The 21,449-nt window shown below is 42.3% G+C and carries 20 protein-coding genes and 1 tRNA gene; 11 read left to right on the top strand and 10 right to left on the bottom strand.

The window, feature by feature from the left end; translation table 11 throughout:
• Positions 1 to 80: 80 nt before the first annotated feature.
• Positions 81 to 242 carry a hypothetical protein gene (locus CQ839_RS25210; protein ID WP_181016235.1) on the bottom strand — a complete coding sequence of 54 codons (162 nt, stop codon included), beginning with the start codon at positions 240 to 242 and terminating at the stop codon, positions 81 to 83.
• A 96-nt stretch (positions 243 to 338) separates the two neighbouring features.
• On the opposite strand from CQ839_RS25210, the gene CQ839_RS17425 reads away from it, so the two are divergent.
• The 3 genes from CQ839_RS17425 to CQ839_RS17435 all read left to right on the top strand — a co-directional run bounded on the left by CQ839_RS17425 (position 339) and on the right by CQ839_RS17435 (position 3,648).
• Entirely contained in the window at positions 339 to 806 is a 468-nt protein-coding gene (locus tag CQ839_RS17425; protein ID WP_103669566.1) for a hypothetical protein, read from the top strand.
• A 104-nt stretch (positions 807 to 910) separates the two neighbouring features.
• Positions 911 to 2,605 carry an AarF/ABC1/UbiB kinase family protein gene (locus CQ839_RS17430; protein ID WP_103669567.1) on the top strand — a complete coding sequence of 565 codons (1,695 nt, stop codon included), beginning with the start codon at positions 911 to 913 and terminating at the stop codon, positions 2,603 to 2,605.
• A gap of 86 nt (positions 2,606 to 2,691) precedes the next feature.
• Positions 2,692 to 3,648, top strand: coding sequence for an RluA family pseudouridine synthase (locus CQ839_RS17435; RefSeq protein ID WP_103669568.1), 957 nt, complete (start codon positions 2,692 to 2,694; stop codon positions 3,646 to 3,648).
• 116 nt (positions 3,649 to 3,764) lie between these two features.
• On the opposite strand, the gene rsmI is transcribed toward CQ839_RS17435, so the two are convergent.
• Both rsmI and CQ839_RS17445 read right to left on the bottom strand, forming a co-directional pair.
• Positions 3,765 to 4,607, bottom strand: coding sequence for a 16S rRNA (cytidine(1402)-2'-O)-methyltransferase (gene rsmI, locus CQ839_RS17440; protein ID WP_103669569.1), 843 nt, complete (start codon positions 4,605 to 4,607; stop codon positions 3,765 to 3,767).
• A gap of 3 nt (positions 4,608 to 4,610) precedes the next feature.
• Positions 4,611 to 4,934: a phasin family protein gene (locus CQ839_RS17445; RefSeq protein ID WP_103669570.1), complete on the bottom strand. Its 324-nt coding sequence runs from the start codon at positions 4,932 to 4,934 to the stop codon at positions 4,611 to 4,613.
• Positions 4,935 to 5,359: 425 nt separating this feature from the next.
• Here CQ839_RS17445 and CQ839_RS17450 point away from each other — a divergent pair, with 425 nt between their 5' ends.
• Complete coding sequence (locus tag CQ839_RS17450) at positions 5,360 to 5,842, top strand: peptidylprolyl isomerase (RefSeq protein ID WP_103669571.1); 483 nt, start codon at positions 5,360 to 5,362, stop codon at positions 5,840 to 5,842.
• A gap of 63 nt (positions 5,843 to 5,905) precedes the next feature.
• On the opposite strand, the gene hmpF is transcribed toward CQ839_RS17450, so the two are convergent.
• The 5 genes from hmpF to CQ839_RS17475 form a co-directional block, all read right to left on the bottom strand.
• Entirely contained in the window at positions 5,906 to 7,591 is a 1,686-nt protein-coding gene (gene hmpF / locus CQ839_RS17455) for a pilus motility taxis protein HmpF (RefSeq protein ID WP_103669572.1), read from the bottom strand.
• 169 nt (positions 7,592 to 7,760) lie between these two features.
• Positions 7,761 to 8,789: an ABC transporter permease gene (locus tag CQ839_RS17460; protein WP_103669573.1), complete on the bottom strand. Its 1,029-nt coding sequence runs from the start codon at positions 8,787 to 8,789 to the stop codon at positions 7,761 to 7,763.
• Positions 8,789 to 8,974 (bottom strand): hypothetical protein, encoded by a 186-nt coding sequence (locus tag CQ839_RS17465; RefSeq protein WP_103669574.1) that lies wholly within the window; start codon positions 8,972 to 8,974, stop codon positions 8,789 to 8,791. The genes CQ839_RS17460 and CQ839_RS17465 overlap by 1 nt, the downstream gene beginning before the upstream one ends.
• A gap of 18 nt (positions 8,975 to 8,992) precedes the next feature.
• Positions 8,993 to 9,739, bottom strand: coding sequence for a hypothetical protein (locus CQ839_RS17470; protein WP_103669575.1), 747 nt, complete (start codon positions 9,737 to 9,739; stop codon positions 8,993 to 8,995).
• Between the two features lie 5 nt (positions 9,740 to 9,744).
• Positions 9,745 to 10,152, bottom strand: coding sequence for an endonuclease (locus CQ839_RS17475; protein WP_103669576.1), 408 nt, complete (start codon positions 10,150 to 10,152; stop codon positions 9,745 to 9,747).
• A gap of 130 nt (positions 10,153 to 10,282) precedes the next feature.
• Between CQ839_RS17475 and CQ839_RS25750 the strand changes: the two genes are divergently transcribed.
• From CQ839_RS25750 to CQ839_RS17490, 4 genes are all read left to right on the top strand, one after another.
• Positions 10,283 to 10,417, top strand: a complete 135-nt coding sequence (locus tag CQ839_RS25750) for a hypothetical protein (RefSeq protein ID WP_258040775.1) — start codon at positions 10,283 to 10,285, stop codon at positions 10,415 to 10,417.
• An 88-nt stretch (positions 10,418 to 10,505) separates the two neighbouring features.
• The gene (locus tag CQ839_RS17480) at positions 10,506 to 10,994 is read left to right on the top strand and encodes a flavin reductase family protein (RefSeq protein ID WP_103669577.1); all 489 of its coding nucleotides are present in this window, start codon (positions 10,506 to 10,508) and stop codon (positions 10,992 to 10,994) included.
• Between the two features lie 111 nt (positions 10,995 to 11,105).
• A tRNA-Gly gene (locus CQ839_RS17485) sits at positions 11,106 to 11,177 on the top strand.
• A 59-nt stretch (positions 11,178 to 11,236) separates the two neighbouring features.
• Entirely contained in the window at positions 11,237 to 12,679 is a 1,443-nt protein-coding gene (locus tag CQ839_RS17490; protein WP_103669578.1) for a TldD/PmbA family protein, read from the top strand.
• A gap of 29 nt (positions 12,680 to 12,708) precedes the next feature.
• Here the strand turns inward: CQ839_RS17490 and CQ839_RS25215 are convergent, their stop codons facing one another.
• Together CQ839_RS25215 and CQ839_RS17495 are read right to left on the bottom strand one after the other, a co-directional pair.
• On the bottom strand, positions 12,709 to 12,864 hold the full coding sequence (locus tag CQ839_RS25215) for a hypothetical protein (protein ID WP_181016236.1): 156 nt from the start codon (positions 12,862 to 12,864) through the stop codon (positions 12,709 to 12,711).
• 191 nt (positions 12,865 to 13,055) lie between these two features.
• Entirely contained in the window at positions 13,056 to 14,654 is a 1,599-nt protein-coding gene (locus CQ839_RS17495; protein ID WP_103669579.1) for a glycoside hydrolase family 57 protein, read from the bottom strand.
• 1,043 nt (positions 14,655 to 15,697) lie between these two features.
• On the opposite strand from CQ839_RS17495, the gene CQ839_RS17500 reads away from it, so the two are divergent.
• From CQ839_RS17500 to hepA, 3 genes are all read left to right on the top strand, one after another.
• A complete protein-coding gene (locus CQ839_RS17500; RefSeq protein ID WP_146048758.1) occupies positions 15,698 to 18,214 on the top strand; it encodes a peptidoglycan DD-metalloendopeptidase family protein in 2,517 nt (838 codons plus the stop codon).
• A 176-nt stretch (positions 18,215 to 18,390) separates the two neighbouring features.
• A complete protein-coding gene (gene pheS, locus CQ839_RS17505) occupies positions 18,391 to 19,395 on the top strand; it encodes a phenylalanine--tRNA ligase subunit alpha (protein ID WP_103669581.1) in 1,005 nt (334 codons plus the stop codon).
• Between the two features lie 194 nt (positions 19,396 to 19,589).
• Positions 19,590 to 21,437, top strand: a complete 1,848-nt coding sequence (hepA, locus tag CQ839_RS17510) for a heterocyst formation ABC transporter subunit HepA (RefSeq protein WP_103669582.1) — start codon at positions 19,590 to 19,592, stop codon at positions 21,435 to 21,437.
• Positions 21,438 to 21,449 lie beyond the last annotated feature (12 nt).

Below are 21,449 nucleotides of genomic sequence, written 5' to 3' on the forward strand. Positions count from 1 at the left end.
AATATCGGGAGCCGAGTGCAGTGAAAGTTGCACGCTCGGATCTAATAGAGAGGGGCTGGGGATAATACCCCACCTCGACTCTAACAGAACTCCTCGAACCCGCCAACATAGCCCTCCAAGAACGCGGACAAAAAGGCATAGTCGCGATCGTCGATAGCCTCGATCGCCTCGAAAACACCAAAGAACGCAACCAAGCCGAATATATCTTCGTCACACGCGGCGAAAAACTCCGTCAATTCCATTGCCACATCGTCTATACCACCCCCCTCGTCCTCAACTTCTCTAACTCGATCGCACCCCTCAGCGATCGCTTCGGCGGCGCACCCAAAGTCCTACCAATGGTGCGCGTCAAAAATCGCGATAACCAACTCCACGCCGAAGGCATCCACCTATTACGCGACATGGTTCTCGCCCGTGCCTTTCCCGACCTCCCCTCAGAGGAACGCGCCCAATATCTCGACCAAGTATTTGAAAATCAAGAAACTTGCGATCGGCTCTGCACCGTCAGTGGTGGTCACGTCCGCAACCTCCTCGTTCTCCTATACGGTTGTCTCCAAAAACAAGACCCACCCATCGATCGCGATACCCTCGAAGAAGTAATCGCCACCCAACGCGATTCCCTCGTCAGAGCGATCACCGCCAATGAATGGGAACTTCTGCAACAAGTCAAAGCCCAAAAAGCAGTAGTCGGTGAAGAAGGCTATCAAACCCTCCTCCGCAGCCTCTTTGTGTTTGAGTATCTCGACGAACTTGGCACATGGTTCGGACTTAACCCGATCCTCGCCGAAGCCGAGCAATTAAAATAGATTTTTGCCCCAATTATTGCAACTCTTTAAAAATTATTACAAATATATTATGTATTTTTGTATACTGGTAGGTTGAATGGGATATAAAAAAGGTATTTATCAGCGTGAGTCAGCATCCCCTCGAACAGCTAAATCGCTACGACGCAAAAGCCAATGCCGAATATTACGGTCGTCGTCCTTGGTTAGCGATCGCACGTATTTTCAAAATCATTTATTTTGCATTGAGCTTTGCGATCGCCTTTGGCTGGGATGTCTTGACAGGCAACACAGTCAGTCAGCCGAAGCTAGCTGAGCAGTTGCGCCGCATTATAACGGCTCTTGGCCCCACCTATATCAAAGTCGGGCAAGCACTATCGACAAGACCTGACTTGGTGCGGATCGATTTCCTAGAAGAACTCACTAAACTCCAAGACCAGTTACCACCGTTTTCTAACGAACAGGCTTTTGCAATTATTGAGTCAGAGCTAGGCAAACCAGTAAATGCAGTTTATCGCAACATCTCTGAAGATGCAGTCGCGGCAGCAAGTTTAGGACAGGTTTACAAAGCCACGCTTTACACTGGCGAAGAAGTAGCCGTCAAGGTGCAGCGTCCCGCATTAGTGCCTACGCTCACCCTCGATCTCTATATCATGCGGGGCATTGCAGGCTGGCTGGGACCACTATTACCACTTAACCTCGGTAATAGTTTAGAAGCGATCGTCGATGAGTTCGGCTTAAAGCTATTTGAAGAAATCGATTACGTCCATGAGGCAACCAACGCGGAACGTTTCGCTGGTTATTTCAAAAACGATCCTGATGTCAAAGTTCCATCGATTTATCGTCAATTTAGCACTCATCGAGTTTTGACACTTGAATGGATTAATGGTATCAAGCTCACTGAAATCGACCAGATTAAATCCGCAGGACTAAACACAGACAATCTCGTAAAAATTGGTGTTATGTCTGGTTTACGTCAACTTCTAGAATTTGGCTTTTTCCACGCTGATCCACATCCTGGCAATCTCTTCGCCACCTACGATGGCAAGATGGCATATATCGATTTTGGCATGATGGATCAATTAGACCTCACTACCAAAGAGCAGTTGGTTGACTCAGTTGTTCACTTACTGAATAAGGATTACGATGAACTTGGTCAGGACTATGTGAGACTGGGATTCCTGCAACCTGACATCGAGATGAAGCCAATTGTCAATGCTCTCGAATCAGTGCTAGGCGATATCATGTCCGAGAAAGTAAAAGACTTCAACTTTAAAGTTGTGACCGATCGCTTCTCGAAAGTGATGTATGACTATCCTTTCTGTTTACCCGCCAAGTTTGCGCTCATCATTCGCTCTGTAATTACCCAAGAAGGTGTTGCTCTGAGCCTAAATCCAGAGTTTCAAATCGTGCAGGTTGCCTATCCCTACGTGGCGAGACGTTTGCTTACTGATGAATCGGAAAGTCTGCGTCAACGTTTAGTTGGAATTCTTTTCAAAGACGATAAGTTCCAATGGGCAAGATTAGAGAATTTATTGGCGATCGCTAAATCCGATAATGATTTTGACATTATCCCCACCGCAAGCATGGGATTAAAATTCCTTACTTCCAAAGATGGCGAATATATCCGCCGCCGCATTTTGTTAGCTCTTACCGAAGATAATCGCCTTCATACCGAGGAGCTAATGCGTATATGGCAAATGATTGGCGCAGATCTCGAACCTGCGAAGCTATGGGATATGGCAGTTAAGACATTAACTGGAGCAGTTCCTAAAGCGATCGCAGCGGCTCTCCCCTTCGCTGCTTTTCAAAACATCAATTAATAAACTTGGCGTAATCAAAAACAAAAAAAGGAAAATCGACCGCTACGCGGTCGATTTTCCTTTTTACATGTACAATCAAATTTGATATGAATCTAGAAATCATCCCTACAGCGAATAATAATACTAACTTGATTGAAGTCGGGACAGATTTGATTAAATCTGAGCGAATTGATCGCTTCTTAGCACATCACCTCACCGAACTATCCCGCTCGCGAATACAAACATTAATTGATGAAGGGCATGTCACCGTTAATGACGTTCTTTGTAACAACAAAAAGGATTTAATCAAAGCAGGCGATCGCATTCAAATCATTACTCCCGATGCAACGCCCCTCGATATCGTTGCCCAAGAAATTCCCTTAGATGTTCTGTACGAAGATGAGCATTTAATTGTAATCAATAAATCTGCGGGAATAGTCGTCCATCCTGCGGCGGGACATAGTGATGGAACTTTAGTGAATGCGCTTTTAGCACATTGCAATGAGCTTTCGGGGATAAATGGAACTCAGCGCCCAGGAATTGTGCATCGTTTAGATAAAGATACCAGTGGCGTAATGGTGGTTGCCAAGAGCGATCGCGCTCATCAAGATTTACAAGCCCAGATTCAAGCAAAAACGGCACGACGGGAATATCTAGGCATTGTGCGCGGCGTTCCCAAAGGTGAATCAGGCATAATTGACGCTGCGATCGCCCGACACAAGAGCGATCGCAAAAAAATGGCAGTCATTTCCGATGGCAGAAAAGCGATTACACATTGGCAAATTCAGGAACGTTTGGGAAATTACACGCTTGTTAAGTTTGATTTAGAAACAGGACGTACCCATCAAATTCGCGTTCATTCCGCATATATGGGCTGGGCGATCGCTGGCGATCCTGTCTATGGATATCCGAATAAGGAAACTTCGCAATATCTGTCAGGTCAGGCGCTACATGCATGGCGGCTTACATTTACCCATCCAGTCTCAGGCGTATTAATTGAAAATACTGCCCCAATACCTGAAGGGTTTGAGAAGCTATTAGTATTTTTACGACGCAGAAAATAAAACCCTGCACTCAAGTGCGGGCTGAAAGCTAAAACCCGTTGAAACGGGTTAAAGAGAAATTTTTTTAGTCCACTTCAGTGGACTTGAGCTTTTAGCCAAGAACTTGATTTCTTGGCTTATTCTTGTAGAGTCAGCGCTAGCTGATAAATTTGGCGGCGTGGTAAATCGGCTAGTTCGGCTAATTGGCGACTTGCATCTGATCGCGAAACACCAGAATTAATCAAATCTTGCAACTCTTTTAAAATTACTTCCTCTGTCCAAACTGGCTTTAGACTAGCTTTCGCACCTTCTAAAACCAACGTGAATTCCCCTCTAGGAGCCTGTACCGTAAAATAGGCGATCGCATCTTCAATGGAACCACGCCAAAATTCCTCATGTAATTTGGTTAATTCCCTAGCGATCGCGATTTGACGTTCTTTCCCCAAACTTTCGGCAAGTTCTTCGAGAGTTCGTAATAAACGATGTGGCGATTCATAGAGAATCATCGTGCGGGTTTCTAAACGCAAAATCTCTAAGCGATCGCGTTTTTCTTTTTTATCAGTTGGCAAAAATCCATCAAACCCAAAATACTGAGTAGCAAAACCCGAAGCGGTCAAAGCAGCAATTCCTGCGGTGACAACAGGAATCGGGACAATCCGAATTCCTGCCGCGATACAACCCTGCACCAGTTCTACCCCAGGATCAGAAATCGCTGGCATTCCTGCATCGGTGACTAAGGCGATCGCCATACCTTGCAACAACTTTTCTACTAGTTCGGGGACACGCTTAAAAGCATTATGTTCGTGATAGCTTGTCTGCGGAGTCTCAATTCCAAAATGATGCAACAGCTTGCCCGTATGTCTAGTATCCTCCGCCGCAATTAAATCAACCTGTTTCAGCGTCGCGATCGCCCTGAAAGTCATATCCTCCAAATTACCGATCGGCGTTCCCACTAAATACAGAATTCCTGAAGCTTCCATTAATTAGCGCCACTGCTTATTTTCTAAATCACGCATCTGACGCTCTAGGCGATCGATTCGTCCACGCAATTCATCCATTTCATTTTGACGTGGTACACCCAAATCTTGCATCACATTACGAATCTGCCGCTGAATTAAAGTTTCCAGATTTCCCTGCTCTGACTTGAGTCGGCTTGCAATATCATTGAGGATCTCTGAAGCCTGTTCAGGATCGATTTTGCCATCTTTGACCCAATCTTCACTAGCTTCTTTTATTTTTTCTAGCACCATCGAAGTCGTGCCAACTCCAAGCATGAGTAACTGCTTGAGCAAATTATTGCTATCCATAACTATATGTGATCCTCAAAGCCGATCTATCACTCCATCATACTACTTCCTTCTCTGTCAAAAACAGTGGAGTGGGGCTAAGCCCCACTCCACTGTTTTTAATTATAGAAATGCAAATTCTAAACCCATAAGAATAATGGCGGCGCAAAGCGCCGCCATTATTCTTATGGGTTTATGTCCTATTTCCTTCCCACAAAAAAATAGACGTTGCAAAACCAAGAATTAGTGTTACGAGGCGAAGCCCCGCATCACTAATTCTTGGTTTAGAAGGACGGAACTAATTTGAGCATTACTATAAAAAACAAACAAAAGCGTGGGTAATTCATGAATTAACGCAGCTTTTGAGGTTTTGCATCTTAACCGCCTTGGCGGTTGCTATACTTTAAGCTGATTTAAAATTCAAAAACTTTTAGGTAAGTCTACTTATGATCCGTGCTGTAATCGAGACCGCTAAGGGAACTATCCGTGCTGAGTTTGATGATCAACACGCCCCAATCACTGTCAAAAATTTCGTAGACCTAGCCAAGCATGGTTTTTATGATGGATTAACTTTTCATCGTGTCGAACCAGGATTTGTAATTCAAGGCGGCGATCCTCTTGGTAATGGTACTGGTGGATCGGGCGATCGCATCAAACTCGAAATCTGGGCAGAAGGTGATACTGAAGCCACTATTGGCAACATCTTAACTGGTGGCAAAAAACCCGTGATTAAGCACAACAAAGCAGGTGTTTTCTCCATGGCACGCACTAATGACCCTAATAGTGCCACTAGTCAGTTTTTTATCACTCTTGGTGATGCATCATTTTTAGATGGTCAATATGCAGCTTTTGGATATACAGAAGATACCGAAGTTGCGCAAGCAATTCGTCGTGGTGACAAAATCCTCTCAATTAAAGTTGAAGAATAAAAACTACTCCAAAAAAGCAAAGCGCCCGCGTAGCGGGCGCTTTGCTTTTTTGGAGTAGTTTTCTTAAGAAGAAACTAAACTTTGAATAACAGATTGTAGATCAGTGAGAATTTGTGCGGAGCTATTACCATTTGACATAACTCCCAGATCCTGAATCGCTGCCTCTAGCTGTGGGCGTAACGTGTCCACAATATCCTGCACAGGACGTAAAAGCTGCTCTCTAGCACTAATTTGTCCTAACAATTCAGCAACAACTCTAACCTGATCTTGCTGTTGAGCCTCGGCAGCACGAATTGATTGTTCTTGTTGCTGATGTTCATGCGTTTGCTTTGCAAGAACATCTTGCTGCTGCTGCGTATAGTTTCTCACTGTCTCAATTTGGCTTTCCATCTTACGAAGCTCTTGTTCTTGACGATTCTTTTGAGCTTCAATTTGCGATAACAAAGGCAATAAATTCTGGACTGGATTTAAATTAACCGCAATTCCTTTACGGCGATCCAGAATCGCCTTTTGTTTATTTAGTACAGAAAGGCGCTGTTGCATCCCCCCTCGTGATCCCATAACGCTTTCTTCAAGAACCTTGTATTGTTCCTCAGCAAAATCCTTATTGCTTTCTAGTTCAATACGCTCAAATTGATCCGCAGTTTCAACCTGACTCTGTAGATCCGCTATTTCGCCTTCTAGCCCAGCTAGCTCATCTTCTTGAGCACTTACATAATTGGCTAACCTATCAAAATCAGCTTGCAATGCCTTAATTGTTGATTCTAGTTCTTCAATAGACATTGACTGTAAGCGACTTTCTTCTTCAGGACTAAGTACATCCATACAGCCAGGCCCCCCAAACTCCTCGATCGCTTTGAATGTCTGCTGATAGAGGTCAATTTGAGCATCTAGTTGTAACCTAGACATCGCCATATTATTTTCTTGTAGCTTTAGGATGCCACGCTGAGCTTTAAGCTCCGCTTGAGCATCAGCAAGTGCAATTTGAGTCTGCTGCCAATGAGTTTTACGAGCGTTAAGTTCTTCTGTCGATTTGCTTAGACTACTTTTTTGCTTCTCAGCTTCATTTTTTATTCTGTCTAAACTTTGCCAAAATCCTGTAAGTATTTCTTGACGCTGGTTGAGAAGATCAATAGCACTATGGATTCTGTCTCTAAGAGAATCAGGATTTGTAAACCCAGTTGACAATTGACTGATCAGCGTTTTGATATGCTCAGCCTGATCGACAGTTAAGGCTGCTGCCTTAGCTTCAAACCGCCCCCGTTCTGATTCAATATTCTTGCGTAATTCCTCAATTTCACTACGCTCTTTGCTAAATTTTGATTCTAACTCCTCAATTTCTTGTTTTCTATCATTAAGATGTTCTAGCTCTAGCTCTTTTTGTTCTAACTCTTGCTCACGCCGATGCAGCTCTTGACTCTGAAAATTAAGAGATTGCTTCCACTGCTCGACTTCTTCTTCGGCAGATTTATATTTATCTTGTGATCGTGAAAAAGCCTGCAAGATATTGACAATTTTTTTTGAAGCATCTTGGATACTTTGCACTTGGTTACTACCAGTAACCTCAGCAATTACTAACTGACCATCTTTAAAATCTTTTGCCATAGCCGAGTCAATTGGCAATGTTTGCTCGTTAGTAATCGGCTGCCAAACATTTTCACCCGTATTACGTGCTAATAGACGGATTGACGAATTACCGCCTAATCCAAAAGCTGCTTTCGATATTTGAAGTTCCGCTAAGTACTGCACGCTGAATATACTCCTATTTTGCTGATGCTAACTTTCAGATTGACACGACGAAAGAGCAAAAACCCTTCACAAACAATACAAAATAGCCTAAGTCCTAGTCTCATACTACCTAATTGCCTAAGCATTTTGGCGACAAATTTTCAGACTGTTGGGATTTTTTTTAAAAAGTCTATTGCCTAATGTTTTTGGGGTCAAGGGCATCGCGCAAACTATCACCCAAGAGATTAAATGATAGCACCGTCAATACGATCGCAAATGCAGGAACCCATACTAGCCAAGGTTGCAGAATTACAATCGAGGCATTTGTAGACACTGACAGCATATTACCCCATGAGGGATCAGGAGGTTGTATACCTAGTCCAACAAGACTTAAAACTGCCTCTACAACAATAAATCGGGGGATATCGAGGGTTGCAGAGATAATAATAAATGTGATTGTTTGTGGTAAGACATGATTGACAATGATCCGTAATGGGCTTGCTCCTGAAGCACGAGCTGCCAAAATAAAAGTTTGTTCTTTGATGGACAGTACTTGCCCTCGAATAATTCTTGCTAAGCCTGCCCATGATACAAATGAAATTATCGCAATGATTAACGCGAATCGCTCAGTATTACTGATTTCAGCTGGCAAAATTGCAGTTAATGCTACTAACAAATAAATTGAAGGGACTGACATCAGAACCTCAACAAAACGCATTAACACCACATCAAGCCATCCGCCAACATAGCCTGAAATACCACCGACAAGGCAGCCCACAGTATAAGAGATAATTGTACCGATAAAGCCGATTAGGAGACTAATCCTACCGCCATACAGTAATCTGGTCAATTGATCCCGTCCTTGCTCATCTGTTCCTAGTATATTCAGTTGAGCACTACTAGTGGTACTAAACAAATGTCCGCCATGAAAAATCTGAATCTGTGAAGGCTTGGTGTAGTCAACGATTAAGGCACGATCGCCTGTTTCCATATCGACTTTGCCCTGAGTAGTCGGATAGACATGAGCACCAATATATTGACCTTGACGATCGCGCCAATGAATTTGGGTAGGTGGTAGCAGTGCACCATTTTTAGCCGATTCATTAACACCATAGGGGGTTACAAAATTAGCAAATATAGCCAAGCCATAGAAAGTCGTTAAAATTACAATACCAATCCAAGCAAGAGGATTGGTTCTGAGTCGTTTCCACCAAGTCATTAGGAGCCTTTAAGTGCTTTAAAGAAATTTTTGCGGTAGTTGCCATTCATGGCGAATAAGACTGGCCAGAGCAATGCTAGTCCAATCTGATTTCCTTCAAAATCGGTACGACGAAAACCTAACAAAAATTTTATAACGCCGAATATATAGGCGATCAGTAGCAAAATTCCAATTAGCTGTGGCATATATCAATTTCTCTCGACTTAGTTATCTAATTTAACATCAAAAACTCCAGACCATTCTGCCCATAGCTGATCGCCTATTATTGCGCCTTTGGTCAAGATATCCTGATTCTGATTAGCTATATTTCCAATTTCACCCAAATATGCCGAGGCGATCGCCACCGCTTGTAGTGCGATTTGGAGATTATTAAGATTATTTGATTGTGGACAGCTTTGAGCGCGTTCAGTGATTAAGTGCAAACTATGAGGTGTGCTCAGGAAATAATACAAACTACTAGCGATCGCATCGGATAATCCATTTGCACTATGGGCTGTGATCGCGCTTGCACCTTGATTAACAAATTCATGTGCTAGCTGTAATTGTTCCAAGCATTTTTGTTGAGATTTAAGATCGCGACTGAGAGCTCTTCTTTTATTAAAATCATGACAAACCTGATTAATAAATGATTGCGGTTTCAACTCATTCTGACAAGCCAAGGCGATCGCATAGGCTAACACCAATTCTTGAATATCAGCATTGCTGTGGGACTGCAATCCTAATATTCGCGATCGCACTTCTTGTAAGTCTTGATGCCAGTATGCACCGATGGCAATCGTGACTATAGTTATATCTATTTCGTTTATGAGTTCTAGATTTCTCAGCTCGTCATTAATTACGGAGTTTGTCAGCGCTTTTATGTGACAGGCAAAATTTGGCGGTGCAATTAGCAAAATGCTTGTAAAAATAGCTCTAAATCGACTTTTTAAAGATCTTTGTGTTGTTAACATAGAATTCAATTTGATAGCAAATAGATAAGAGCTGTGATCGCAAGAAGTAGCAGCAAAACATAAATGACTACTCGTCCCCACACTGCCACAAACAGACATAGTAAATCCCCAAAGGTCACTCTTGCCGTGCCATTCCATGCAGGACGCAACCTCGCAATCTCAGCTTTTTCGTAGGAATGGATCTGAGTAGTTGTCAATACTTTGTAATGTAGTCTTCCAAACGGATGGAGTAGTTTAAATTGTTGATAACGATGATGGGCAGTTTTCCAGCGATTGCGTAAATTCTTTGCTTTACCAACATATAGCACGATCCATAAAGCCGTAATGTAATATACGCCTGCATCTTGAGGTAACTCCTTTAACTTCTGTATGGGTTTAGATGGTAGCCAAAAAATACGAAGCCATTCAGTCATAGGTAATTTACTATCCAAGCTCGCTGATTCCCAGAGATTTGATTATTTTTGCGCGATCGCTATAAAAGTTGAGCTATAACTAAATTGTTTTGCTTAGGCAATCTAAATCATTTAGTTAGGATTTGCTTGTATGACAGATTTTAATCGCGGCATCATGAAGTTTGAAAATGCTGATAGCCCTTTGTCAATTGTGCTTTCTAGCGTTGTTGTTTTGAGTGCGATCGGATTCTTACTCTGGTGGGGATTCCAGACTGCTTACGTCTAGGCTTATATTTAATAAAAAGCGGCGCAATGCGCCGCTTTTTATTTGCTAGGTTAAGCTAAGACAACTCTTTATCTGATTTTAGTAAATAATGACCGTTACCATTCCTCAAGATGAACAGCTTGGAGCCGCAATTGGCGCGATCCCCAGTGGCTTATTCATTGTTACCTCTCAACAAAATGGCAAAACTGCCACCATGCTAGCTTCATGGGTACAGCAGTCTGGGTTTACTCCTCCTTCCGCAACAATAATTGTTGCCAAAGGCAGACCAATTGAGTCTTTTTTAACAATCGGTAGTCCTGTCGTGGTTAATATTGCCGAAAAGGGACAGGGCAAAATCATCGGACATTTTGCCAAGGGTTTTGCTCCAGATATCGATCCTTTTGATGGTATCGAAACTGCTACTGCGCCAAGCGGACAGCCATATCTAACCGATGCGATCGCCTATCTTGATGCAACTGTTGTAGGTAGTCTTGATGCAGGTGATCACACAGTAATTTTGGCAACCATTAACGCAGGTGAGCGCCTCCGTGAAGGCGAATCAGCTATCCACACTCGCAAAAATGGTTTCAAGTATTAAAATAAGGCGGCGCAAAGCGCCGCCTTATTTTAATACTTGAAAAAAAATAGTTGACATTGTTCCCAATGTTTGTCATATTAGTAAAGCGCTAAACGCAGAAGACCACTGAATGCGGGTGTGGCTCAGTGGTAGAGCATCTCCTTGCCAAGGAGAATGTCGTGGGTTCGAATCCCATCACCCGCTTAATAATTGATAAAGTAAAAGGGACGCATTGCGTCCCTTTTACTTTATGGATTTTCCTGATGCAATTTGATTTAAAAGCTGCCTTATCTCATATTGATCTACCATCTGCCGAATGGATCGGCTTGCGTGAAGTCAAAGAAATTAATACAACTCGATATGTACGCGATCGCAAGCCACAGTCAAATGGACGTAGCCAATCCCATGGCGTAATGATCGAAGTGCTAGCAAACGGACAATTTGGCTATGCCAGCACCAATCATCTTGATCTCAAAAATATTCAATTAACGGCTCAGAAAGCCTATCAACAAGCGAAAACATCAGCACAGTGGGCAGTACATCACTTTACGATCGCTCAAAGGCCAAAGGCGATTGGGCAGTATTTCTCACCATTTCTCAAATCATCAGATGCGATCGCCCCAAAAGAAATAAATGAACTCCTAATCGAAATCTGCGACACCTTAAAGGTTTCCGATCAAATCGTTAAAACTAGTGCCTATGCAGTAATTACTGAAATCGAGACAAGATTTGTCAGCAGTAACGGTTCTGACATTTATCAAAAATTTCTCGCCATCGCTACGGACTATGCTGCTACAGCCCAAGATGGTGCAATTATTCAAAAACGTGGGGATAATGGACAACTGGCTCGTTGCAATCAGATTGGGATGGAAGTATTTGATCGTGAGGAAATCTTGCAAAGAGCGCAAGTTGTCGGTGAGCAAGCAGTTGAATTACTCACCGCTGTAGAATGTCCCACGGAGACTACAGCACTAGTTTTAGCACCAGATCAAATGTTGCTACAAATCCATGAAAGCATCGGACATCCCTTAGAAATTGATCGCATCTTAGGCGATGAGCGCAACTACGCAGGCGGCAGCTTTATCAAGCTCGAAGACTTTGGCAACATGCAGTATGGCTCATCGCTAATGAATGTCTCCTTCGACCCCACAATGGCTGGCGAATTTGCTAGTTATGCCTTTGATGATGCTGGGATTCCAGCCACCAAAGAATATTTAATTAAAGAAGGTAAATTATTGCGCGGTTTAGGCAGTTCTGAGAGTCAAGTGCGCTCTGGCATTGAAGGTGTAGCTAATGCCAGAGCCAACTCATGGAACCGTCCTGCGATCGATCGCATGGCAAATATTAATCTTGAGTCGGGAGAATATGCTTTTCAGGAGATGATCGCCGATATCGAACGCGGCGTATATATGGAATCAAATCGCTCATGGTCAATTGATGATTATCGCAACAAGTTCCAATTTGGCTGTGAATACGCGAAACTCATTGAAAATGGCAAATTAACCAAAACTCTCCGTAATCCTAACTATCGCGGCATCACCAATCAATTCTGGAATAGTCTTACTAAAGTTGGCGATCGCCACACAGTCGAAGCTTATGGTTCTCCCTTTTGCGGTAAAGGTGAACCTAACCAAGTGATTCGCGTTGGACATGCTTCGCCTGTTTGCTTATTTGCAAACATTGAAGTCTTTGGCGGTGCTACCTAAAAAAGAAGGGCGCTGCGCGCCCTTCTTTTTTAATTTAAGCCCAGTTGCTTCATTTCTTGTTCAAGGACATTTATTAATCCAGCATCATTATTGGTACGAGCAACTTCCATACGGCGTTTAATTGAAGCTGATAGACTAGCTTTATGATTTGCAGCGGCTTCAGCCTTTCTTTGAATAGTATTCATTACTAAATATCCCTTAAATTACACATTGTTTATATATAGCTACCATAACATATAATTATTTAAACGGTAACATACACTACTAAAATTTCATTAAAAAAAGGTTAAGAAAAGCTTCAGAATATAAAACAGAAAAGAGAGCTGCGGCGCTTCGCGCCGCAGCTCTCTTTTCTGTTTTGGGACTATAGCTATAATTAGCCAGCCGTCAATGGACGATAAGTTCTGTAATTGATATCGGGAAATATATTGTCAATATATTCAATTTTTTCTAGCCAGCCAGCATCGATTGTGCCAGCCTCAATATCATCAAATAGTTTCTCCAATCGCATTAAATGCGATCGCGTCCTTCTAATTGCATAGGGAACCATCGTGCCAGTGCGCATAATGAAAGCCCAATCAGAGGACTGCGCTAAAAGCAACTCACGCGCTGCTTGATTAAGCGCTCGCCATTCTAGCTCGTCAACAGGCTCACGATAGGACAAATGAATCATCCTCTCCGCACCTTTATGCAGATGTTGATAAACCCAAGCATTCGTCTCATTTAGCCAGTATTCATGGAAGCCCTTATAGCCCCAACTAGATTGAGCAGGACGAGATACCTGTTGAGTTGGATTGCCACGTAGATAGTCGGCAAGATGCGTCATCTCAAAAGTGGTTTGATCGTAATGAGACTTACGAATCAGAAAATCAATAAACCAAGGACCCTCATACCACCAATGCCCAAACAATTCTGCATCATAAGGAGATACCACTAGTGGCGGGCGACCCATCATGTCATGCAGATAACCGATCTGACTTTCACGATTTTGCATGAAATTAGTCGCATGTTCAGCTGCTTTCTCCTTTGCCCAATATGGATCATAAAGCTGCTTTGCATCTAGCCCAAAATCACTTCCTGTAATGCGGTGATACTTGACACCTGTATTTTTGCGCTGACCGTTAGGCATGATAAACGGCTTGATATATTCATACTCTGCCTCCCATCCTAGGTCTTTATAAAATTCTCGATAAACAGCATTACCAGGGTAGCCAACTTTTGATGACCATACTTGCTGTGAAGACTCATGATCACGGGCAAATGCAGCTACGCCTGTCTCTGTAAAAATAGGTGCATATGTCCCAAAACGAGGTCGGGGCTGACCATACAAAAGCCCATGCCCATCAGTCAGAAAATAGCGCAATCCTACATCCGCCAATAATCTCTCTAGCCCATCGTAATACGCACATTCTGGCAACCAAATTCCATTAGGTGCTCGTCCAAACTCTTGCGTGTAATGTTCAACGGCGACTTCTAATTGTGCCCAAACTGCCTCTGGATACATTTTCATCAGCGGCAGATAGCCATGCGTTGCACCACAGGTGATGATCTCAAGGTTATTTGTATCTTGGAACTGTTTGAATGCAGTTATAAGATCGCCACCATATTTTTCCCAAGTTTCGCGAGTTTCTGCAAATTCTTTAACGTAGTATTCAGCAAGATACTTGACATGACCATTATGCTCATTGCGAATTACTTCAAGTTCAACCAATTGCTGTAGCATCGCTAGATGCTTGTCATACCGTTCTTGCAGAAGTGGATCACGCAGCATTGAGACAAGCGGCGGTGTCATGCTCATGGTCATCTTGAAATCAATGCCATCTCGCCTAAGTCCCTCGTAGACTTTGATGAGGGGAATATAAGTCTCGGTGATCGCCTCATATAGCCATTCTTCTTCAAGTACGTAGTCGCTTTCGGGGTGGCGGACGTAAGGCAGGTGAGCGTGTAAGACCAGCGCGAGATATCCAATGCTCATAGATCTTCTTTTCCTAAAAAGTCTTTAAATTAGCCGATAGTGCTAAAAATGGCAGAATTTCACTATCACAACTGACAACGCTATATGTTGCCTATCTTGATATTGAAACCTACTCATTAGTCTGACAACAATTTTCAAGCAAATTAAGTACGTTAGAGCCTGACTACACGAATTTAAATGTGGGTAGGGGCTAAGTACCTTGGCGATGCATATGAAAGGTGCTGTCTACAAATGTGATTTCATTTTTTAAGGCATTTTTAAAGTAATTTTAAGCTATTCCTGTACCCATTGTGATTATGTATACATCTTGATAATTGCGAGTAAGATCAAAACCAAAAAGAGAGTTGCGGTGCAAAGCGGCGTAACTCTCTTTTTGGTTTTATGTTTTCAAAGTGGCGATCAGTTAGAGTTTTTAGACGAGCCAGTCTCATCCAAAAATTCTAACCAAAAGATAAAAAAATCCTGTAAATCGCCAACTTGAGATTTATTTTGTAAATTTTTTCCAGCAAATTGTTAAAAAATGATTACACAATAGAATAAATTGATTTCAATCGTTAAACACAGTAAACAGCAGCAAAATGGAGATATTAAGAGCTAACCCCTATGAAAAACTATAATAGCTGCTATTGCTATCTGTGGAGATGAGAGATACCTTAAGAACTCGAATTAAGCAAAATCATCTTCTAGACTCAAAAAAGGGATCGATTCGGAAATAAGGTTTTTAACAAAAACTATCTTTAGGTATAGTTAATTACAAATTGATTTTTTACAGATTTTGCAAGATTATTTTACCAAACTGATGGTTGACACAACAAACCTCCATATGCATTAAGCAAATGCGAAGGATTGAATGCACAAAATCAAGTTATTTACTGTTCATCATGAACTTGTTTTAAGGAAAAAAGCAAGGTAACTTATGATCTGTAATTGCTCCTTAAGCTGGGTTAATGATTTACTTATTTTAATAGGTTTAAATTATTTAACTCGCTTTATTCTCACACTTGATTTATCAGGAGCAAAGCTAGTTAAGAGGAGGCAGTTTTTTGAAAAAGATATCTTCCAAAGACGAGGATCTAAAGCCTAATGTTTCCCTGACATTAAGCGACAAGATGTCCTCTTTGAAGGTGCGTCGTTCGCTTGCAGTTTTAGGATTCGCGCTATCTGCTGGAACCGTGGGGGTGTTGGTCAACCAACAAACAGCGAATAATAATCTGAAGGCTTTGCCTGTTGCGGCTTCATCGCAAACCCTGACTGATGTAATGGCGCAAAATCAGGATCGCAAATATGAAATGGCAAGAACTGCGATCGCCTCAGGTATATGGGACAACTCCCAAGGCGTTATTGTCCATGAGGTTCGAGAAGATGAGACCTTATGGAAATTAACCCAAGTCTATCAAGTTGATGCAGCTGCGATCGCAGCTTCAAATAACATCAGTGCAAATACTGAGTTGCAGCCAGGCACAAAGCTAGTAATTCCACCTGTGAACGGGTTAGTTCACAAGGTTAAATCGGGAGACACTCTAGAAGCTATCTCCAGCTACTACAACGTTCCTAAGAGCGAAATTATTAAGTATACGTCTTTAAGTTCTGGCGACTTTTTGGCTATCGACCAGTCTCTAGTAATTCCAGGAAATGTATCGACTTTAATGCAAGTTAAAGAAGGTCATGTAAAGAGACAATTAGTGGCAGAAAAAGAGCGCTTAATGCAGCGCTTGCAGGAATTAGAAGGTAAAAAAGCTGTAGCGACCCTAGCTAGCAACAGTTCCAAGCCAACATTGGCTGAGAATGCGATCGCTAAGCAACCAAAGTATACTTCCTACCGAGTTCAGAATGGCGACACAATCGAGACAGTTGCACGTCGCTATGGGATTACTCAAAAATCAATTATTGAAGCAAATAAGCTAGAAAACCCTCAATGGTTAGAGCTTAATCAAGAGTTAAAGCTTCCTCAAGAGCGCAACCTACCTTCAACCCAGACAGTTGCATCTGTAAATGAAAAGCCAATCAAGCAGATTCCATCACCTGTAGCATCTTTGTCTGAGACTACTAGATTAGAGCCCACTAGAGTAGAAGCAGTTAGAGTTACTGCGGCAACACCGATGGTTTTGCCCAAAGATGCAGTAAAAATTGCAGCAGCTAATCGCGTTTCTCCTTGGGACGGCTTAATGCAGCTAACTGGAACAGAGGCTTCTGCTAATCTGCCAATTGCTCCTGCTCAAGAGCAGTCAAATAGCTTGCAAACTAAAGCAACGGCTATCCAACCAAGCTTACCTGTCGCTGGTGAGCCAGCAATTAAGGTTGCAGTTGCGCTTTTCCCTTTTGCGCCCAATCAGCTATTGGGAGAATTAGGTGCGCCTAATAACAAGAAAAGTCCTGCGATGTCTTCAACGGCACTTAATTTGCCAGCCAGATCGATCGCAACACCATCGATTCCTGCAGCAAGCGCATCTGAGCAGTTCAATAACAATCGCTCAATTCCCATCGAAGCCAACTTTGCTCAGCCAGTAGCTGAACCAAAGATCCAATTCTCACCTAGAGTTGCAGCAGCGTTATCGATACCACAGATTCCTACAGCCCTGATAAAGGAACAAAGAGTCAATGTGGGTAATACTCCTGCGGAAACATTAAATCAACCAGCCGCCGAGCCAGTTACAAAGCCTACGCCAGTAGCCGCAATCTCGACTCCGACTATTCCCGCAAATCAAGCGATCGAGCAAAGCAATAACTCTAACTCCGAGCCAATATCTGCCATCTCCCAACCTGCTTCTGAGCCAAACGTTCAGATTCCTGCAAGGCTAGCAGCTAATCTCGCACCGAAAGTGCCTGCTTCAGCTTCTGTTGAGCAACAGGGAGGAAGCATAGCACAGCCCAATCAAGTTGCGCTATTACCTGAGTCTGAAGCAAGGGTCACTTCTCTTGAAGTGAAGCTTTTGGAGTCGGAAGTGGATCAACTTAACAAAAAAGTCCGTGATGCTGAAATCAAGGAAGCATCTCGTAAAGCTGAAATGGCTAAGATTGCCGCAGCAAATTTAAATGCCTCACCTAATCCCGATCGCAATTTCGATAGTAATCGTAGTGCGATCGCAAATCCAGGTGATCGCTCAGGCATTTCTCCACAGTTGCCACAACTGACAGCTAGTGCTTACTTACCTGATGTCCAAGACTATGGATTATCGACTGGGTTTATCTGGCCCGCCGATGGTGTATTTACCTCTGGATACGGATGGCGTTGGGGCAGAATTCATGCAGGTATTGACATTGCCGCACCTGTTGGCACGCCAATTTTGGCAGCAGCATCAGGCGTAATTGAGTATGCTACTTGGAATGATGGTGGCTATGGCAATATGATCGATATTCGTCATGCTGATGGCACAATCACCAGATATGCTCACATGAATGAACTCTATGTCAAAGAAGGTCAAACCGTTAGCCAAGGTCAAACCATTGGTGCAATGGGAAGTACTGGTTTTAGTACTGGTCCTCACCTACACTTTGAAATCCGTCCAAACGGTGGCAGTGCGATTGATCCAATGGCATTCTTAGCTAGTGCCAAAAGATAAGGTTTAATCGTAAAAACGACAGAGAGTTGAGGCGCTTTGCGCCTCAACTCTCTGTCGTTTTTTGACTAGCTATATTTAATCCATACCGAGGAAATTTAGTAATCACCACAGAGTTTGTATTTTTTCTGCTAAAGTTATGACAGAAAAGATTCTTCATAAACAAATAGGAAGCGTTGATGGCAACGGACTTAGAGGGCTTAACCGCTCAATTGCAATCTCTAGCAGAACTCGCTACAAAATCAGTTGGAGATGTGCAAACTCCCGAAGAATTAGAGCAGTTAAGAGTTGAGTATTTAGGTAAGAAAGGTACACTTTCTCAGATACTTGGAGCGATGGGTAAATTATCAGCTGAAGAACGTCCTCAAGTTGGCGCGATCGCCAATCAGGTTAAGCAAACATTACAAACACAGCTAGAAGAACGCAAAACTACAATCCAGCAATTATTAATCGCCAAGCGTTTGGAAGCAGAAACTCTTGATGTGACAATGCCAGGAATACTGCATTCATATCAAGGTAGACAACACCCAATCCAAAGCACAATTGACCGTATGTTGGATATTTTGGTGGGGTTGGGATTTACCGTTGCTCAAGGGCCAGAGATTGAGACCGATTATTATAACTTTGAAGCCCTAAACACCCCTGCCGATCATCCAGCCCGTGACATGGCAGATACCTTGTATTTAAGCGATGGTAAATTACTGCGATCGCAAACTTCTTCAGTGCAAATTCGCTATATGGAAGAGAACGATCCCCCTTTAAGAATCGCTTGTCCTGGACGTGTTTATCGCAAAGATGATATCGATGCTACCCACTCACCAATTTTCCATCAGATCGAGCTTTTAGCTGTCGAAGAAGGGTTAACATTTGGGGATCTTAAAGGTACAGTCAAAACCTTTGTCGAAGAATTACTCGGTGAATGCCCAATTCGCTTCCGTCCTAGCTACTTCCCTTTCACTGAGCCATCTGCTGAAGTCGATGTGATGTGGAATGGACGATGGCTCGAACTTGGCGGCTGTGGTATGGTTGATCCCAACGTTTTCAAGGCTGTGGGCTACGATCCTGAACTAGTCACTGGCTTTGCTTGGGGATTTGGAGTAGATCGAGTTGCTATGGTTTTACATAAAATAGACGATATCCGCCGTCTATTTACAAGTGACTCACGATTTTTACGTCAGTTCTAGCAATTAATTTTAATCAATTCCATTAACATGATGTCTAATATAAAACTAATCAAACATATCTTGTAACTATACTTTCAATGCTATTGAAAAAAGGGACTTATTTGTAAAATCTGCGTTTAAGCTGCTAATAGACAGATCAGCACAATGCTTTAATAGGGTTTAAGATTAATTATCTATTTCTCAAGTAACATCATATGCAGAATGTCTTCGCATCCTTACGAAGCCTAATTAAGGTTACTTCATTTTGGAAAGAAAACCATGTTTTTCTACGAGAATTTAAGTATTTTTGGGGCGTAGCAGTTCTTGCGATTGTATTCTCATTTCTAGGTGCATTTTTTGAAGGCGCAGCACTTGCTGTGATAAATGCTTTTCTCCAAGTTTTAACTAGCCCTGATAAACCATCAGTCAAGTTGGGAATTGATTGGCTAAATTTATGGGCGCTTGGCAATCAATCTAACACAAGTGATCGACTCTCACGTCTTGGTTTTTTAGTAATCTTTTTGTCTTGGCTAAGATCGCTTTTTGCATATTTGGGTCCAGTTTATGCCAAATTAACCGACGCATCCTTTGCCGACCGAATGCGGAAGTCGATGTTTGAGCAATTAATTAGTTTAAGTCTTGGATACTATTCTCAAACGAGATCGGGTGATTTAGTAAACAGCCTAAATAACGAGATTGCCACTATTCAGAGAGGATTTGGTTCTGCATCTGCATTTGCAATTAGAGGGTCAACCCTGCTCGTTTATATTGTTGCTATGTTTTTGATATCTTGGCAGCTCTCGATTGTATCTCTAACGCTTTTTGGAATGCTCTCAGTAATGATATCCAGCTTTGTGGTACGGGTAAGAGAAGCAAGTTTTCCAGTATCTCAGGCTGGGGCAGATTTTACATCTTCAGGCATTGAGTTAATTAGCGCAATGCGAACAATCCAGACATCATCTACACAAGATTTTGAGAGGGTTCGCTTTTATAATGTTTCCGAAAAAGTCAAAAAAGCATTATATAAACTGAATAAAGCAGTAGATATTATTCGTCCTCTAGCCGAGGCTATTTCTACAACGATTTTAATCTGTGTGATTGTTTTTGCCTTTAATATTTTTGTCGTGAGTGGTCAATTGCAGACCGCTTCTTTACTTACTTTTATGTTCGTTCTATTTAGAATGATGCCTCTAATTGAACAAGTAAATGGATTGAGAGTTGAACTAGGAAGCTATGGCGGCTCGATCGCCAAGATCAAAGAAATTTTGACAACAGAAGATAAGATTTATCTCAAGGATGGAGAATTAGAGTTTACACATCTTGAGAATTCAATTGATTTCGTTTCTGTTGACTTTAGTTATAATGCCTTTGACAATCCTGTATTACATGATATCAATTTGTCAATTAAAAGGGGGCAAACAACCGCTTTGGTGGGAACTTCTGGGGCTGGGAAGACAACCTTAGCAGATCTAATTCCCAGATTATATGATCCGACCAATGGGGAAATTTTTATAGATGGCATTGATTTAAAGGATATTAAAATTAACTCATTGCGCCGCCGAATGGCAATCGTCAGTCAAAGTACATTTATTTTCAATGCTTCAGTGCGCTATAACATTGCCTATGGAGTCGATGACATTGATGAAGATCTTGTGGTACGGGTGGCTGAGCAAGCCAATGCTCTTGATTTTATTTTAGATATGCCGCAAGGTTTTGACACTGTACTAGGCGATCGCGGTGTGCGGTTGTCAGGTGGTCAATGTCAAAGAATTGCGATCGCCCGTGCGTTACTCCGTAAGCCAGATATTTTAATTTTAGATGAAGCAACAAGTGCGCTTGATTCTGTGACAGAACGATTGATTCAAGAATCGCTCGATCATCTATCCAAAGGATGTACTGTAATTGCGATCGCCCATCGTCTTTCGACCATAGTTCGAGCAGATAAGGTTGTTGTGCTGGAGAAAGGCAGAATAGTTGAGCAAGGGAAATATCAAGAACTAATTGAAAGAAAAGGGGCATTATGGAAATACCACCAGATGCAAAATTCTTCTGCTCAAGGATGATCACAAGTAAAA

It is taken from the genome of Pseudanabaena sp. BC1403 (assembly GCF_002914585.1).
Lineage (GTDB): Bacteria > Cyanobacteriota > Cyanobacteriia > Pseudanabaenales > Pseudanabaenaceae > Pseudanabaena.